This window comes from Gemmobacter aquatilis (genome assembly GCF_900110025.1).
GTDB classification, from domain to species: Bacteria; Pseudomonadota; Alphaproteobacteria; order Rhodobacterales; family Rhodobacteraceae; genus Gemmobacter; species Gemmobacter aquatilis.
This window is the reverse complement of the sequence record NZ_FOCE01000002.1, coordinates 364,623-380,260: the sequence shown is the minus strand read 5'-3', so window position 1 is coordinate 380,260 and position 15,638 is coordinate 364,623. Positions and strand designations below refer to the sequence as shown.

Genomic DNA, 15,638 nt, shown 5'->3' with positions numbered 1-15,638 from the left:
CAGTTGGATATTCTGGGTCTGATCCCGTCGTTCGGGAACCTTGCCTTTACGCTCGTGGCTTTTATCGCAGCTCTCTCGATCATCGTGGCAGTGCATGAATATGGCCATTACATCGTGGCCCGCTGGTCCGGCATCCATGCCGAAGTGTTCTCGCTGGGATTCGGCCCGGTGCTGTTCAGCCGGGTGGACAGTCAGGGCACCCGCTGGCAGATCGCGGCGCTGCCCTTTGGCGGCTATGTGAAATTTCTGGGTGACAGTAATGCGGCTTCCGGCAAGGATGCCGAGATCATTTCGACCCTGACGCCGGAAGAACGGCGCCACACCATGCACGGCGCGCCGCTCTGGGCACGGGCGGCCACGGTGGCGGCGGGGCCGCTGTTCAACTTCGCCCTGTCGATCCTCGTCTTTGCAGGGTTCTTTTGGGCCAATGGCATCGCTACCGACCTGCCGGTCGTCGGCACGGTGAAGGAAACGCCCCATGCCGTGCAAGCGCTGTTGCCCGGCGACCGGATCACGGCGATTGGCGGGCAGGAAACCACCGATCTTGAAACCTTTCTGACCACGGCCCGCGCCCTGCCGCCCGCCGACACCGCCGATTACCGGGTCGAACGGGACGGCGCCCCGATGAATCTGCGCGGCCCCTATCCCTATCCGCCTCTGGTCGATGCGGTGCAGCCGGGCAGTGCCGCGGCAGAGGCCGGGATGCTGGCGGGCGACTATGTGCTGTCGATCGACGGCACGCCGGTGAAAAGCTTCGAGGAGATGCGCACCATCGTCGGCGGCTCTGGCGGCAACCCGGTGCGGTTGAGCGTGCTGCGGGCCGGGCAGACGGTCGAGGTGGTGATGACGCCGAAACGTGTCGATCTGCCGTTGCCCGAAGGTGGGTTCGAGACGCGCTGGTTGATCGGATTGTCGGGCGGGTTGGTCTTCACCCCCGAAACCCGGACGCCAGGCCCTGTCGAGGGGGTGTGGCTTGGTGTGCAGCAGATGCAGTCGGTGGCACTGACCTCGCTTTCCGGGGTCTGGCATATGGTGACGGGGGCGATTTCGTCCTGCAACCTGCAAGGCCCGCTTGGCATCGCCGAAACCTCGGGCGCCGCCGCGTCGCAGGGGATCGAGGCCTTCATCTGGTTTGTTGCGGTCTTTTCCACCGCTGTCGGGCTGATGAACCTGTTCCCCATTCCGATTCTGGATGGCGGTCATCTGGTGTTTCACGCCTGGGAGGCCGTCACAGGCAAGCCGCCGTCGGAGCGAGCGCTGCGGGCGCTGATGGCCTTGGGCCTTTCGCTGCTGCTGGGCATGATGGTCTTCTCGCTGTCCAACGATCTGTTCTGCCCGTAAATCGGGCAGGCGCAGCCCCGTCTGCGCCCAAATCATGCCATATTCGCTTGCTAGATAAAGGCATCCTTTTTTGAGGAGGGCACATCATGCAAACCGTCATGCGGAGTTATCAGGGGCTAAGCTATCTGGTCGGTCTCAATTGGGATTGGCTGTTCACGCTTGGCACCATTGTGGTGGGCCTGCTTGCCGGCGCGTTTCTTGGTACCGCCCTGCTGCCGCACTGAGCGGCGTTATTCTGCTGACCCTGCCTTGGATTTTCATGTTGCCCGTATCGCAGGCGCGTAGAGCTTGTGGTATGCGTCATGCGTAACGCAAGGGCTGGTTTTGCGCAGTCTGGATCGAGTGTTTTGACAACAGAGACCAATCCCGCTAGTCAGGTGCAAAGAGTTTTCAAGACGGGGTTGGCGATGGATCGGGCAAAGCGCAAAGTCGCGGCACAGGGCAAGCGCAAGTCGCGTCTGATGCAGGGGGCTGCCGTCACGGTTTTCCTTGCTGCCGCAAGCCTTTCCGCGCCGAACCTGCTTCAGGTGCAGGCCCAGACCTACGCGTTTTCACAGGTGACGATCGAAGGCAACGCCCGGGTTGATGCGGCCACGATCCTGAAATTTGCCGGAATCGCCCGGGGGCAGAGCGTCACCGCCGCGCAGGTGAACGATGCCTATCAGGGGCTGCAAAGTTCTGGCCTGTTCGAAGAGGTATCCATCACCCCGCAAGGGTCGCGTCTCGTGATCCGGGTGAAGGAATACCCGATGATCAACGTAGTGTCGTTCGAGGGAAATTCGCGGCTGAAGGACGAGGACTTGGCGGGCTTCGTCGAATCCAAGTCCCGCCGGGCCTATTCTCCTGCCTTGGCTGAACAGGACGCCGCGACTTTGGCAGAGGCCTATCGCGCGCAGGGGCGGCTGGCGGCCTCGATCACGCCGAAGATCATCCGCCGCTCGGACAACCGGGTCGATCTGGTGTTCGAGATTGCCGAGGGCAAGACCGTCGAGATCGAGCGGTTGTCCTTCGTCGGCAACCGCGCCTTCTCGGACCGTCGTCTGCGGCAGGTTCTGGAAACCAAGCAGGCGGGCTTTCTGCGCCAGTTGATCAAGGCCGATACGTTGCAGCCCGAGCGGCTGGAAGTGGACAAGCAGCTTTTGCGCGATTTCTACCTGTCGCGCGGCTATGTCGATGTGCAGGTGCTGGATGCATCGGCGCAGATCTCGCGCGAGCGGGACGGGGTTTTCGTGACCTTCACGGTGCAGGAAGGCCAACAATTCTCGTTCGACAAGGCCGTGGTTGTCAGCGAGGTCGAGGGGCTGGACGCGACGGAGTACAACGCCGCGCTGCGCTTGAGCCCCGGCACGACCTATTCACCCGCCGAGATCGACAACAACATCACGCGGCTGGAAACGCTTGCGCTGAAAAAGGGTCTGACCTTCGTCACCGTCGAGCCGCGCATCACCCGCAACGAAGCCGCGCGCACGCTCGATGTGACCTTTGCGCTGGTGCGCGGCAAGAAAGTCTTTGTCGAGCGCATCGACATCGAGGGCAACACCACGACACTGGACGAGGTGGTGCGCCGCCAGTTCCGCACGGTGGAAGGCGACCCCTTCAACCCGCGCGAAATCCGCCAGTCGGCAGAACGTATCCGTGCGCTTGGCTTCTTTGCAGATGCCAAGGTGAATACCGAACCGGGCAGCGGCCCGGATCAGGTGGTGGTGAATGTCGATGTGGAAGAACAACCGACCGGCTCGCTGTCTTTCGGGGCCAGCTATGGGGTGTCGTCCGGCGTTGGGTTCAATGTCGGCCTGACCGAGACAAACTTCCTTGGGCGTGGCCAGACAGTCGGTGTCAATATCGCGACCACCAGCGACGATGCCAACAGCTCGATCACCTTCATTGAGCCTGCCTTCCTTGGCCGCAATCTGCGCTTCCGGTTCAATGCCTATTACAACCAGACAAATGACGACGCCGCGACCTATGACACGCGGATGATCGGTATCCAGCCCTCGATTGACTTCCCTGTCAGCGAGCAGGGGCGCCTTGAGCTGCGCTATTTCATCAAGCAATCGAGCATGAGCCATGTCTATGCCGGTGAAGATGCGAATGAAGACGGTGACTTCACCGACGAAGACGATACGCTGCCAACCTCGCCGATCATCCAGGACGATGCGGATCGCGGTGCGCTGATCTCGTCGGGTTTGGGGGCAACCTACAGCTATGACACCCGCGTGACCGGGCTGAACCCTAAGGGTGGGGTCTTGCTTCGGTTTGGGGTCGATTACGCAGGGCTTGGCGGCGATGTGGAAAGCCTGACCACCACGGGTCTTGCCATGGTGGAATCGCGCATCTGGAACGAGGAAGTCACGGTGCGCGCCATTCTGGAAGGCGGCGCACTGAGCATGTTCGGTGACGATCCCAGCCGCATCACCGACCGTTTCTTCAGCGGTGGCCGTATTCGTGGCTTCGAGCCTTCGGGGCTAGGCCCGCGCGATCCGGCGGATCGCAGCGGCGATGCGCTAGGGGGCAACCTGTTTGCCGTCGCCCGGTTCGAGGCCGATTTCCCGCTGGGCCTGCCCGAGGAATACGGTATCAACGGTGGTCTGTTCGCCGATTTTGGCTCTGTCTGGGGGCTCGACAACAAGGCGGGCTATACGACCGTGGACGATGATTTCTATCTGCGCTCGTCGATCGGCTTTTCGCTTTACTGGAAAACCCCGATCGGCCCGCTGCGTTTCAACTTTGCCAAAGCCTTGGCCAAGAAGGACTATGATCGGGAACAGGTCTTCGACCTGACTGTCTCGACCCAGTTCTGATGATGCCGCTGCCGCTGCGTCTGGCCATTGTCGCGCTCGCGCTTGCTGCGCTCGACCTTGCGGGGGGCGGGGCGGCACATGCGCAGGGGGGAGACGATGCGTTTCGTAGTCAGATCGCCACGATCCAGCAGGACCAGTTGTTCACCCGCAGCCGGTATGGCCGGGCCGTTCAGGAGAGGATCGAGGCCGCGAGCCGTGCCTTGCAGGAAGAAAACCGCCGGATCGAAACAGATCTGGAGGCTGAAGAGCGCTTGTTGACCCAGCAGCGTCAAACACTTGCCCCTGATGCGTTTCGCAAACTGGCGGATGCGTTCGACAGCAAGGTCGAGGGGATCCGTGCGGCACAGGAGTCTAAATCCCGCGCCATGACGCGGCAGGCAGAAGAGGATCGCCAGCGCTTTTTCCAGACGGCCGCCCCGATCCTTGCGGATATGATGGGCGAACTGGGCGCTGTGGCCCTGCTTGACAAGGGCAGTGTCATCCTGTCGCTGGATGTGATCGACATCACCGACCGTGCTGTGGCGCGCATTGATACGGTGCTGGGCGATGGTGCGGTGCCGGGAGAAGCCCCGGTTGTGCCACCGGCTCCCGAGGTCACGACCGGGAGCGGCGCTGCCCCCTGAAGATGCCGGAAGGCACCACCCGAAGACACCGATAGCCGTGCCCGCGCGGCCGCGACAGGAGACCCCGATGACCGAGACCACCCCGCAACCGCTTTCCGCAGATCTCGATCTGATCCAGCGCATCATCCCGCACCGCTACCCCTTCCTGCTGGTGGACAAGGTGCGGGACATCTTCATCAACGAAAGCTGCGTGGGCATCAAATGCGTCACGATCAACGAGCCGCAATTCACCGGCCATTTCCCCGGAATGCCGGTATTCCCGGGGGTGATGATCATCGAGGCGATGGCGCAAACCTCTGGCATCCTTGTCGGCCTGTCGATGGATCTGGTGGACAAGAACGCCAAGGTGTTTTTCATGGGCGTCGATGGCGTGAAATTCCGGCGGAAAGTCGTGCCGGGTGACGTTCTGGAATTGCATGTGAAGGCGCTGCGCGGCGGTGGCAAGGTCTGGAAATTCGAGGGCCGCGCCATGGTTGAAGGCGAACTGGCCTGCGAGGCCACCTTTACCGCGATGTTCGATCTGCCGAAGGCCTGACCCATGCAAGACGCCCGCATCCACCCGATGGCCGTTGTCGAGCCAGGCGCCGTGATCGGCGCGGGCTGCGAGATCGGCCCCTTTGCCGTGATCGGCCCCGAGGTGACCCTGGCCCCCGGTGTCGTGGTGAAACCTCATGCCGTCGTGACCGGCTGGACCGAGGTGGGCGAGGGCACGGTGATCTTTCCGGGCGCCTGCGTCGGCGAGGTGCCGCAAGACCTGAAGTTCCGGGGTGAGCGGACGCGGTTGGTGGTCGGCAAGCGCTGCAAGATCCGCGAAGGCGCCACGCTGAACACCGGCACCGAAGGCGGCGGCGGAATCACCCGCATCGGCGACGATTGCCTGATGATGACCGGGGCGCATGTCGGCCATGATGCGCGGCTGGGCGACCGGGTGATCCTCGCCAATCAGGCAGCCATCGCGGGCCATTGCCAGATCGGCGATGACGTGATCGTGGGCGGCCTGTCCGGCGTGCATCAATGGGTGCGCGTCGGCAAGGGTGCGATCATCGGCGCGGTGACCATGGTCACCAATGACGTGGTGCCCTATGGCCTTGTGCAGGGGCCGCGCGGCGTGCTGGACGGGCTGAACCTTGTGGGGCTGAAGCGGCGCGGCGTGGACCGGGCCGAGATCACCGCCCTGCGCGCCGCCTATCAGATGCTGGCACAGGGCGAGGGCTCGTTCCTTGATCGCGCCCGCAAACTGGCCGAGGAAAGCGACAGCACCTATGTGCGCGAGATGACCGATTTCATTCTCGGCGCCTCTGACCGCAGCTTCCTGACGCCGAAATGAGCCGCACCGCCCTCATCGCGGGTGCCGGGCGCCTGCCCGCCGCCCTTGCCGCTGCCCTCGACACCCCGCTGATCTGCGCGCTGGACGGGTTCGCACCCGAAGGGCTGGCCGTCGATCAGGTGTTCCGGGTGGAGCGTCTGGTGCCCTTCCTGCGCGGTCTGGAAGAGGCTGGGGTGACCCGTGTCTGTTTCGCGGGTGCCGTCAGCCGCCCCCGGCTTGACCCGGCGCTGTTCGACATGGCCACCGCCCAGATGGTGCCGCGCCTGTTGGCCGCGATGCAGGCGGGCGATGATGCCACGCTGCGCGCGGTGATCGGGATTTTCGAAGAGGCGGGGTTCGCGGTGGTGGGCGTCGAGGATCTGGCGCCTGATCTGCTGCCCGGCGCCGGGTTCCTCGTCGGCACGGTCTCGGATGCCGACACCGCCGATGCCACCCGCGCCGCCGCCATCGTCACGGCGCTTGGCGCGGTGGATGTCGGGCAGGGCGCGGTGGTGGCCCAAGGGCTTTGCCTCGCGGTCGAGGCGCTGCCTGGCACCGATGCGATGCTGGATTGGGTGGCGCAGACCGCGCGCCGCCCTGATCCGCGCGGCGCGCGCGGTGTGTTCTACAAGGCGCCGAAACCCGGGCAGGATCGCCGCATCGACCTGCCGACGCTGGGGCTGGACACCCTGCGCCGCGCTGCCGCCGCAGGCCTCGCCGGGATCGCCTTCGAGGCGAGTGGGGTGATCCTGCTCGACCGCGCCGCGATGGTTACCGAGGCGCAGGCACAGGGCCTGTTCCTCTGGGCCCGCCAGCCATGAAGCTGTTCCTTGTCGCAGGTGAGCCTTCGGGCGACCGCCTCGGCGCCGCGCTGATGGCGGGGTTGACGCAGCTTGCGCCGGGTGTCGGGTTTTGTGGCGTCGGCGGCCCGCTGATGCAGGCGCAGGGTCTGCACAGCCTGTTCCCGATGGAAGACCTGTCGGTGATGGGCATTGCCGAGGTGCTGCCGAAATACCTGCACCTGCGCCGCCGCCTGCACCAGACGGCCGAGGCCGTCATTGCCAGCGGCGCAGATGCGCTTGTGACCATCGACAGTCCGGATTTCTGTCTGCGCGTGGCGCGACTGGTGCGGGCCGCCCGGCCAAAGATGCGCCTGATCCACTATGTCGCGCCCTCGGTCTGGGCCTGGCGCCCCGGACGCGCCGCCAGGATGGCCGAAGTGATCGACCATGTGCTGGCGCTGCTGCCCTTCGAGCCGCCTTACATGACCGCTGCGGGCATGACCTGCGATTTCGTCGGCCACCCGGTGGTTGCCGAACCGCTGGCCAGTGCCGGGGAACGCGCCCTGATGGCCGGGGAAGGGCCGCTGCTGCTCGCCCTTCCCGGTTCGCGCAGGGGCGAAGTCAGCCGCCTGATGCCGGTGATCGGTGACACGCTGGTGCGCCTGCGGGCGATGGGCCTTACCCCCCGCGTCGCCCTGCCCACCGTGCACGGTGTCGAGGCCTTGGTGCGCGAGACGGTGCAGAACTGGCCCACCTCGCCCGAAATCATCACCGACCCGGCGCGCAAACGCGCGGCCTTCGCCTGCGCCGACGTGGCGCTTGCCGCCTCCGGCACGGTTTCGCTGGAGCTGGCGGCGAATGGCTGTCCGATGGTCATCGCCTATGACATGAATCCGCTCAGCTTCTGGCTGATGCGCCGTGCCGCGCGGATCGACACGGTGACGCTGGTCAACCTCGTCACGGAAACGCGGGTGGTGCCGGAATTCCTTGGCCCGCGCTGCCGCGCCGACCTGATCGCCCCTGTCCTCGCCGATCTGATGCAGGACGGCCCTGCGCGTGTTGCTCAGAAAGCCGCCATGGCGCTGACCATGCAGCGCCTCGGCGCCGGGGGCGAGGCTCCGGGGCTGCGCGCAGCCCGCTCGGTCCTCGCCGCACTCCAGCCGTCTTCTTTGTAAAAATACTCCACCAGAGGCACGATTTTTCTACGAAAAATCGTATTCCTCACCACCCGCCCTTCGGTTCAAATGACAGAGCCCTGATTTTTCGCAGAAAAATCGCGTCAACGCCCGCGCCAGATCCAGCCGCCGCCCAGAATGCGGCTCCCTTCAGGTGCATAGAACACGCAGGCCTGACCGGCGCTGACCCCGTCTTCGGGGTCCAGCAGTTCCACCTCCGCCTCGGTCGCGGACAACGGGCGGATCACCGCAGGCCGGGGTGGGCGGGTGGAGCGGACCTTCACATTCACATGCCATTCCGCCGCACTGTCAAGCGGCGCATCGCCCAGCCAGTTGATCTCGCGCACCGGGATCATCCGGGTGGACAGCGCCTCTTTCGGCCCGACCACGACCTGCCGCTGATCCGCATCCAGCCGCACCACATACAGCGGCTCGCCCAGCCCGCCGATGCCAAGGCCTTTGCGCTGGCCGATCGTGTAATGAATCACGCCGCGATGCGTCGCCAGAACCTTGCCCGACAGATCGACGATCTCGCCCGGCTCGGCCGCACCGGGGCGCAGCTTTTCGATCACCGCCGCATAATTGCCGTTCGGCACAAAGCAGATGTCCTGACTGTCGGGCTTGTCCGCCACCGCCAGCCCATATTGTGCCGCCAACGCCCGGGTTTCGGCCTTTGATGCCAGATGCCCCAGCGGGAAGCGCAGATAGGCCAATTGCTCCGGCGTGGTGGAAAACAGGAAATAGCTCTGATCGCGGTTCGCATCTGCCGCGCAATGCAGTTCTGGCCCGGCTGCGCCCATCTTCCGCTGGATGTAATGCCCCGTGGCCATGCAATCAGCATCCAGATCACGGGCGGTGGCCAGCAGATCCTTGAACTTCACCCGCTCGTTGCAGCGGATGCAGGGCACCGGGGTGGCGCCGGCCAGATAGGCATCGGCGAATTCTTCGATGACCGCCTCGCGGAAGGTGTTTTCGTAATCCAGCACATAATGCGGAAAGCCCATGGTTTCGGCCACGCGGCGCGCATCATGGATGTCGCGCCCGGCACAGCAGGCCCCCTTCTTCGCCAGCGCTGCCCCATGGTCGTAAAGCTGCAGCGTGACCCCCACAACGTCATAGCCTTCGGCGGCCAGATGGGCCGCCACGGCAGAACTGTCCACCCCGCCCGACATGGCGACCACCACCCGCGTCTCGGACGGCGGCTTTGCGAAGCCCAGCGAGTTGAGCGGATGGTCGAGCATGGCGGTGATCCTGGAGAGGGGCCGCTGCAAGCGGCAATTGCAGCGCAATATAGGAAAATGCGGCGCAGTCTCAACCCCGCGCTTCACTTCCGCTTAAGCCTGTCTGGGCAGACTGGCGCGAAGGAAGAGAGGTCTGCGATGTATCTCAAACGTGTCGATGGTCCGCGGCAGGTGACGCTGCCCGATGGTTCTGTACTCAGCCGGGCCGATCTGCCCCCGGCAGATACGCAACGCTGGGTCGCCTCGCGCAAGGCGGTCGTGGTCAAGGCGGTCATTCACGGTCTCATCCCCGAGTCGGAGGCGTTGGAGCGGTATGCCCTGTCAGAAGAAGAATTCGCACTTTGGCGCGGAGCCGTTGAAAAGCATGGGGAAAAAGCGCTAAAGGTAACTGCGATCCAGAAGTACAGACAACTTTAGATTGTTTTTCTGTCTGGCTATGTCACAGTAATCGGTAGTTAACTATTGCCCCCCAGTATCGTTAACGTGATTGGCGCTGGAGCGGAGAAGACAAGATGCGCATTCTGCTGGTGGAGGACGATCCGACGACATCGCGCAGCATCGAACTGATGTTGACGCATGCGAATCTGAACGTCTATTGCACGGATCTCGGCGAAGACGGCATCGATCTTGCCAAGCTTTATGACTACGACCTGATCCTGCTGGATCTCAATTTGCCGGATATGAGCGGGCATGAGGTGCTGCGCCAGTTGCGTCTGGCGCGGGTTGAAACGCCGATTCTGATTCTGTCAGGGGCGGACGATACCGAAAACAAGCTCAAAGGCTTCGGCTTCGGCGCTGATGACTACATGACCAAGCCATTCCACCGCGAAGAACTGGTGGCGCGCATCCATGCGATCATCCGCCGCTCCAAGGGCCATTCGCAATCGGTGATCCGCACGGGCCGTGTCTGCGTCAATCTTGATGCCAAGACCGTGGATGTCGAAGGCAAGACCGTGCATCTGACCGGCAAGGAATATCAGATGCTCGAACTGCTCAGCCTGCGCAAGGGCACGACGCTGACCAAAGAGATGTTCCTTAACCATCTCTATGGCGGCATGGACGAGCCGGAACTGAAAATCATCGACGTGTTCATCTGCAAGCTGCGCAAAAAACTGGCCGAGGCGACGGGTGGGCAGAACCACATTGAAACGGTCTGGGGGCGGGGATATGTGTTGCGCGATCCGTCCCCCGTGGGTCTGGACGGAAGGTTGGCGATGGGCGCCTGAGCCGCTTTACCTCACCCGGCAGCTCTCCTACATCTGGGGCCGACGGTGGGGGACAGGATGTCGGACGTGACGCCAGTTGAACAGCTTTCCGAGGCACAGGCCCGCGCAGAATTGGCGCGGCTCGCGGCAGAAATCGGTCGGGCGAACGAAGCTTATCACACGCTGGATGCCCCCGAGATCAGCGATGCCGACTATGATGCGCTCAAACAGCGCAATGCGGCAATCGAGGCTCGGTTTCCGGACCTGAAACGCGCTGACAGCCCTTCTACGCAGGTGGGCGCAGCCCTGGCCGAAGGATTCGGTAAGATCCGCCACGAGGTGCGGATGCTGAGTCTGGAAAACGCCTTCGCCGCCGAGGATGTGGCGGATTTCGAAGCGCGGATTCGCAGCTATCTCGGTTTCGAGGGGCCGCTTCTTTATACAGCAGAGCCGAAGATCGACGGACTGTCGCTGTCTTTGCGCTATGAAGGTGGCGTTCTGATGCAGGCCGCCACCCGCGGCGACGGCGAAATGGGTGAGAATGTCACAGAGAATGCCCGCACCATCGCCGATATTCCTGCAACCCTCAGCAATGCGCCTGAGGTATTGGAGGTGCGCGGCGAGGTCTATATGAGCCATGCCGATTTCGCGGCGCTGAACGCGCGGCAGCAGGCGGCGGGCGAAAAAACCTTCGCCAATCCGCGCAATGCCGCCGCCGGATCTCTGCGCCAGCTTGACCCGCAGATCACTGCGGCGCGACCTTTGCGCTTTTTCGCCTATTCCTGGGGGGCGCTGTCCGCACCGCTGGCGGAAACCCAGATCGAGGCGATTGCCTGCCTTCACCGCCTTGGGTTCCAGACCAATCCGCTGACCCGGCTGTGCCAAGGCCCGGAAGCGTTGTTGGCGCAGTATCGGGCGATCGAGGCGCAGCGCGCCACCTTGGGCTATGACATCGACGGCGTTGTTTACAAGGTGAACGATCTGGCCCTGCAACGCCGCCTCGGTTTCCGCTCCACCACGCCGCGTTGGGCGATCGCGCATAAATTCCCCGCCGAACTCGCCTGGACGCGGCTGGAGGCGATTGACATTCAGGTGGGCCGCACCGGCGCACTCAGCCCCGTGGCGCGGCTGAAGCCGGTGACGGTGGGCGGCGTCGTCGTGTCCAACGCGACACTGCATAACGAGGATTACATCGCGGGCCGCGATTCGCGGGGCGACACGATCCGCAGCGGCAAGGATATCCGTGTGGGTGACTGGGTACAGGTCTACCGCGCCGGCGATGTGATTCCAAAGATTGCGGATGTCGATCTGACCCAGCGCCCGCCCGAGGCTGCCCTATTTGTCTTTCCGCACCTCTGCCCCCAATGCGGGTCAGAGGCGATCCGGGAAGAAGGCGATGCCGTGCGCCGCTGCACCGGCGGGCTGATCTGCCCGGCTCAGGCGGTGGAGCGGCTGAAGCATTTCGTCAGCCGCAACGCCTTTGACATCGAAGGTCTGGGCGCAAAACAGGTGGAGGCGTTCTACAAGGATGGCTGGATCGCCCGGCCTGCCGATATCTTCACGCTGGAACAACGGTTTGGCGCGGGTCTGCAACAGTTGAAGAACCGCGAGGGCTGGGGCGCGAAATCGGCGGACAACCTGTTCGCCGCGATCCGTGAGCGCCGGAACATCTCGCTCAACCGGCTGATCTTCGCGCTTGGCATCCGCCATGTCGGTGAAACCTCGGCCAGTCTGCTGGCCACCCATTATGGCACTTGGGCGGCGTTCGAGACGGCCATGACCGCGGCGCAGATCGGTGAGGGGGCGGAATGGGCCGAACTGATCGCCATTGATGGCGTGGGCGCGGTGCTGGCCAGCTCGCTCGTCACTGCGTTTCATCAGCAGGCGGAGCGCGCGGCAATCGATGTGCTGGTGGCGCATCTTTCAGTGCAGGATGTGGTCACCCGTGCGCCGGTGAATTCCGAAGTGGCGGGCAAGACGCTGGTCTTCACCGGCACGCTGGAAAAGATGACGCGGGCCGAGGCGAAGGCGCGGGCCGAGGCCTTGGGCGCCAAGGTGGCCGGGTCGGTCAGCGCCAAGACCGATCTGGTGATTGCCGGGCCGGGCGCGGGCTCCAAGGCCAAGCAGGCGCAGGCGCTTGGCGTGAAGATCATCGACGAAGATGCGTGGATCGCTCTCGCCGGTCAGGCCTGAGATGAGCCGCCCGGAAATCCTGTTCCCGCTGTTCGCGGACCTTGAGACGCTGGAGGGTGTGGGGCCGAAATCGGCGAAAGCGTTGGCTGGGCTTGGGGTGGAACGGCCGAAGGATTTGCTGTTCCTGCTTCCCCATTCCGGGGTGGACCGCGCGCGCCGCGCCTCGCTGCGCGAGGTGGTGCCGCCGGTGACAGCGACGGTCGAGGTGGTGGTGGGCAGCCATTTCCCGCCAGCCTCTCGTGGGCGGCCTTACCGGATCATGGTGAAGGATGCGGCGCTGGAATTTCAGCTCGTGTTCTTCCATGCGCGGGGGGACTATCTGACCAAGCTGTTGCCCACCGGGCAGCGGCGGCTGGTGTCCGGCAAAGTGGAGTTGTTCGACGGTGTGGCGCAGATGGTGCATCCCGACCATGTGCTGCGCCCCGAGGAGGCGGACGATCTGCCCGCCTATGAACCCGTCTATCCGCTGGTCGCGGGGGTGACGCAGAAACTGCTTGCCAAGGCGGCGCAATCGGCGTTGAGGCGGGCGCCAGTGTTGCCGGAGTGGATCGACGGGCCGCTGAAGCTGCGCGAGGGCTGGCCGGATTGGCATGTGGCACTGGCCTCGGTGCACGCGCCGCGCAGTGCGGCGGATATTGCCCCCACCGCGCCGAACCGGCTTCGGCTGGCCTATGACGAGCTGTTTGCCCATCAGTTGACGCTGGCGCTGGCGCGGGCGCGCAGCCGCCGGGGCAAGGGGCAAAGTTCGTGTGGCACTGGAGATTTGCAGCGCAAGGTTATGGAATCGCTTCCCTATCTTCCAACCGGCGCTCAGGTTCGGGCGGTGACGGAAATCGCGGCGGATATGGCATCTGCCCAGCGGATGAACCGGCTTTTGCAGGGCGATGTTGGCTCTGGCAAGACGCTTGTGGCGTTCCTCGCGCTGCTGATCGCGGTTGAGGCGGGCGGGCAAGGCGTGATGATGGCGCCGACCGAAATCCTCGCCCGCCAGCATCTGGACAGCCTCGCGCCGCTGGCTCAGGCCGCCGGTATCCGGCTGGACATCCTCACCGGGCGTGACAAGGGGGCGGAGCGGGCGGCGAAACTGGCGGCGCTGGCCTCGGGCGAGATCGCGGTGCTGGTCGGCACCCATGCGGTGTTCCAGAAGGATGTGCAGTTCGCCGATCTGCGGTTGGCGGTCGTCGATGAACAGCACCGTTTTGGCGTGGCGCAGCGGATGGAGCTGGGGGCGAAGGGGCAGGCGGCGGATGTGCTGGTGATGACGGCAACGCCGATCCCGCGCAGCCTGGCGCTGGCCAGCTATGGCGATATGGATGTGTCGGTGCTGGATGAGAAACCCGCCGGGCGCAAGCCGGTGAAAACCGCGCTGGTCACCACGCAGCGCATCGACGAGGTGGTGGAACATCTGCGCCGCGCGGTGGCCGAGGGGCGGCAGGCCTATTGGGTCTGCCCGCTGGTCGATGACAGCGAGTTGGTCGATTACGCCAGCGCCGAAGCGCGGTTTCAGCATCTGCGCGCCGCCTTGGGGGATCGGGTCGGGCTGGTGCATGGCCAGATGCCCCCCGCCGAGAAAGACGCCGCCATGGCGCGCTTTGTGGCGGGGCAGACCAGTGTTCTGGTGGCGACCACGGTGATCGAGGTGGGGGTGAACGTGCCCAATGCCTCGATCATGGTGATCGAGCGGGCCGAGGTGTTTGGGCTGGCGCAGTTGCACCAGTTGCGCGGCCGGGTCGGGCGCGGGGCAGCGCAATCCACCTGCCTGCTGATGTATCAGGCGCCGCTGTCGGAAAGCGGCGAGCGGCGGTTGCAGATCCTGCGCGACACGGAAGACGGCTTTCGCATCGCCGAGGAGGATCTGGCGATGCGCGGCGCGGGCGATCTGATCGGCACGGCGCAATCGGGTCTGCCGCGGTTTCGCGTGGCCGATCTGGAGCGGCAATCCGCGCTGATGGAAATCGCGCAAAGCGATGCGCGCCGCCTGCTGGCGGAAGATCCGGCGCTGGAAAGCCCGCGCGGCCGGGCGGCGCGGCTGCTGTTGTGGCTGCTGGACCAGGATCGCGCCATCAAGCTGATCTCGGTCGGCTGACCTCCTCCTTCCTTGCCTGGGTATCCAACCTGGCTTGTGGCCAAAGTTTCCCATTCGTTCTCAAATGTTCTCAAAAAGTTCTTTACAGAATCTGAATCTCATGAGAACAATATAGCAACAAACACAGGAGGTCACGATGCTGAAGGAAGTGAAAGCCGTTCTTGCCCGCTCGTCAGATACGGCGCTTCAGGATGCGCTTGGCGCTGTGGCCCTGTTCATGTTGCTGATCGCCGGGCTGCATCTGCCCGGTCTGGTCTGAGGATTTCTGCCTGCGGTCTGAATTCCGGGCGCATCGGTCCCCAAGCTGATGCCCGCGTCTGTCCCGACGCCACTGCCCGCCAGACACGCCACTTGCCGCCGCAGCTTCGCGCTGCGGCGGTTTTTTTACGCCGCTTCGGCCTGTGCCATCGCCTCGGCCAAGGCGTCGATCGCCAGCAGGATCGAGGCATGGCGGTTCTTGTAATCGCGTGCCGGGATCAGCACCTCGAACCCGTCGAACGGGGGCGCAGGTGGCGCGGCCCCGTCTTTCAGCATGGCGCGCAGCGCATCGCGCGCCGCCTCTACCTCGGCGCGGGTCCGGCCAAGCGCCGCAGCCCCCAGCACCGCCGCCGAAGCCTGACCCAGCGCGCAGGCCTTCACATCCTGCGCGAATTCGGCCACCCGCCCGTCCTTCAGCACCACATCGACCGTCACGGTGGACCCGCAGAGCGGCGAGCGTTTGCGCGCCGTGCCTTGTGGCGCACTCAGCCGGCCCAGATGCGGAATATCGGCGGCCAAGGCGAGGATGCGCCCCGAATAGAGCTTGATCAGATCGCTGTCGCTCATCGCTTCCCTCCGGCGGTTCTTGGGCATAGATAATCGTCCATCCCGCTCAAGCAAAGGATC

At 64.3% G+C, this 15,638-nt stretch carries 15 protein-coding genes; 13 read left to right on the top strand and 2 right to left on the bottom strand.

The features are described 5' to 3' along the window. The first annotated feature begins 3 nt into the window (after nucleotides 1-3). The 8 genes from rseP to lpxB all read left to right on the top strand — a co-directional run bounded on the left by rseP (nucleotide 4) and on the right by lpxB (nucleotide 8,028). Nucleotides 4-1,341, top strand: coding sequence for an RIP metalloprotease RseP (rseP, locus tag BMX43_RS05645; RefSeq protein ID WP_091298277.1), 1,338 nt, complete (start codon nucleotides 4-6; stop codon nucleotides 1,339-1,341). Nucleotides 1,342-1,427: 86 nt separating this feature from the next. After that, the gene (locus BMX43_RS19760; RefSeq protein WP_175482031.1) at nucleotides 1,428-1,565 is read left to right on the top strand and encodes a hypothetical protein; all 138 of its coding nucleotides are present in this window, start codon (nucleotides 1,428-1,430) and stop codon (nucleotides 1,563-1,565) included. A 183-nt stretch (nucleotides 1,566-1,748) separates the two neighbouring features. Continuing rightward, the gene (gene bamA, locus BMX43_RS05640; RefSeq protein ID WP_091298271.1) at nucleotides 1,749-4,142 is read left to right on the top strand and encodes an outer membrane protein assembly factor BamA; all 2,394 of its coding nucleotides are present in this window, start codon (nucleotides 1,749-1,751) and stop codon (nucleotides 4,140-4,142) included. A 2-nt stretch (nucleotides 4,143-4,144) separates the two neighbouring features. Beyond that, nucleotides 4,145-4,765 (top strand): OmpH/Skp family outer membrane protein, encoded by a 621-nt coding sequence (locus BMX43_RS05635; RefSeq protein ID WP_245749381.1) that lies wholly within the window; start codon nucleotides 4,145-4,147, stop codon nucleotides 4,763-4,765. A gap of 67 nt (nucleotides 4,766-4,832) precedes the next feature. Continuing rightward, entirely contained in the window at nucleotides 4,833-5,300 is a 468-nt protein-coding gene (gene fabZ, locus BMX43_RS05630) for a 3-hydroxyacyl-ACP dehydratase FabZ (RefSeq protein ID WP_091298266.1), read from the top strand. Nucleotides 5,301-5,303: 3 nt separating this feature from the next. Then, nucleotides 5,304-6,092 carry an acyl-ACP--UDP-N-acetylglucosamine O-acyltransferase gene (lpxA, locus tag BMX43_RS05625; protein WP_091298264.1) on the top strand — a complete coding sequence of 263 codons (789 nt, stop codon included), beginning with the start codon at nucleotides 5,304-5,306 and terminating at the stop codon, nucleotides 6,090-6,092. Beyond that, a complete protein-coding gene (locus tag BMX43_RS05620; protein ID WP_091298259.1) occupies nucleotides 6,089-6,892 on the top strand; it encodes an LpxI family protein in 804 nt (267 codons plus the stop codon). The genes lpxA and BMX43_RS05620 overlap by 4 nt, the downstream gene beginning before the upstream one ends. Further along, a complete protein-coding gene (gene lpxB, locus BMX43_RS05615) occupies nucleotides 6,889-8,028 on the top strand; it encodes a lipid-A-disaccharide synthase (RefSeq protein WP_091298256.1) in 1,140 nt (379 codons plus the stop codon). The genes BMX43_RS05620 and lpxB overlap by 4 nt, the downstream gene beginning before the upstream one ends. Before the next feature lie 104 nt (nucleotides 8,029-8,132). Here lpxB and mnmA read toward each other — a convergent pair whose 3' ends face one another. After that, on the bottom strand, nucleotides 8,133-9,269 hold the full coding sequence (mnmA, locus tag BMX43_RS05610; protein ID WP_091298253.1) for a tRNA 2-thiouridine(34) synthase MnmA: 1,137 nt from the start codon (nucleotides 9,267-9,269) through the stop codon (nucleotides 8,133-8,135). Nucleotides 9,270-9,407: 138 nt separating this feature from the next. Between mnmA and sciP the strand changes: the two genes are divergently transcribed. The 5 genes from sciP (at nucleotide 9,408) to BMX43_RS20360 (ending at nucleotide 15,012) form a co-directional block, all read left to right on the top strand. Then, entirely contained in the window at nucleotides 9,408-9,686 is a 279-nt protein-coding gene (gene sciP / locus BMX43_RS05605) for a CtrA inhibitor SciP (RefSeq protein WP_091299059.1), read from the top strand. 95 nt (nucleotides 9,687-9,781) lie between these two features. Next, entirely contained in the window at nucleotides 9,782-10,495 is a 714-nt protein-coding gene (ctrA, locus tag BMX43_RS05600; protein WP_091298249.1) for a response regulator transcription factor CtrA, read from the top strand. A 57-nt stretch (nucleotides 10,496-10,552) separates the two neighbouring features. Continuing rightward, nucleotides 10,553-12,667 carry an NAD-dependent DNA ligase LigA gene (gene ligA, locus BMX43_RS05595; protein ID WP_091298245.1) on the top strand — a complete coding sequence of 705 codons (2,115 nt, stop codon included), beginning with the start codon at nucleotides 10,553-10,555 and terminating at the stop codon, nucleotides 12,665-12,667. Nucleotide 12,668: 1 nt separating this feature from the next. Next, a complete protein-coding gene (gene recG, locus BMX43_RS05590) occupies nucleotides 12,669-14,753 on the top strand; it encodes an ATP-dependent DNA helicase RecG (RefSeq protein WP_091298243.1) in 2,085 nt (694 codons plus the stop codon). A gap of 136 nt (nucleotides 14,754-14,889) precedes the next feature. Further along, the gene (locus BMX43_RS20360; RefSeq protein WP_281243110.1) at nucleotides 14,890-15,012 is read left to right on the top strand and encodes a hypothetical protein; all 123 of its coding nucleotides are present in this window, start codon (nucleotides 14,890-14,892) and stop codon (nucleotides 15,010-15,012) included. A gap of 125 nt (nucleotides 15,013-15,137) precedes the next feature. Here BMX43_RS20360 and BMX43_RS05585 read toward each other — a convergent pair whose 3' ends face one another. Then, nucleotides 15,138-15,578 (bottom strand): iron-sulfur cluster assembly scaffold protein, encoded by a 441-nt coding sequence (locus tag BMX43_RS05585; protein WP_091298239.1) that lies wholly within the window; start codon nucleotides 15,576-15,578, stop codon nucleotides 15,138-15,140. Nucleotides 15,579-15,638: the final 60 nt, after the last annotated feature.

Coding starts and splice junctions, on each gene's coding strand:
- BMX43_RS05635 (WP_245749381.1), top strand. CDS start 4,145: ATGCCGCTGCCGCTGCGTCTGGCCATTGTCGCGCTCGCGCTTGCTGCG.
- ligA (WP_091298245.1), top strand. CDS start 10,553: ATGTCGGACGTGACGCCAGTTGAACAGCTTTCCGAGGCACAGGCCCGC.
- BMX43_RS19760 (WP_175482031.1), top strand. CDS start 1,428: ATGCAAACCGTCATGCGGAGTTATCAGGGGCTAAGCTATCTGGTCGGT.
- BMX43_RS05620 (WP_091298259.1), top strand. CDS start 6,089: ATGAGCCGCACCGCCCTCATCGCGGGTGCCGGGCGCCTGCCCGCCGCC.
- lpxB (WP_091298256.1), top strand. CDS start 6,889: ATGAAGCTGTTCCTTGTCGCAGGTGAGCCTTCGGGCGACCGCCTCGGC.
- BMX43_RS20360 (WP_281243110.1), top strand. CDS start 14,890: ATGCTGAAGGAAGTGAAAGCCGTTCTTGCCCGCTCGTCAGATACGGCG.
- bamA (WP_091298271.1), top strand. CDS start 1,749: ATGGATCGGGCAAAGCGCAAAGTCGCGGCACAGGGCAAGCGCAAGTCG.
- fabZ (WP_091298266.1), top strand. CDS start 4,833: ATGACCGAGACCACCCCGCAACCGCTTTCCGCAGATCTCGATCTGATC.
- recG (WP_091298243.1), top strand. CDS start 12,669: ATGAGCCGCCCGGAAATCCTGTTCCCGCTGTTCGCGGACCTTGAGACG.
- mnmA (WP_091298253.1), bottom strand. CDS start 9,269: ATGCTCGACCATCCGCTCAACTCGCTGGGCTTCGCAAAGCCGCCGTCC.
- BMX43_RS05585 (WP_091298239.1), bottom strand. CDS start 15,578: ATGAGCGACAGCGATCTGATCAAGCTCTATTCGGGGCGCATCCTCGCC.
- sciP (WP_091299059.1), top strand. CDS start 9,408: ATGTATCTCAAACGTGTCGATGGTCCGCGGCAGGTGACGCTGCCCGAT.
- ctrA (WP_091298249.1), top strand. CDS start 9,782: ATGCGCATTCTGCTGGTGGAGGACGATCCGACGACATCGCGCAGCATC.
- lpxA (WP_091298264.1), top strand. CDS start 5,304: ATGCAAGACGCCCGCATCCACCCGATGGCCGTTGTCGAGCCAGGCGCC.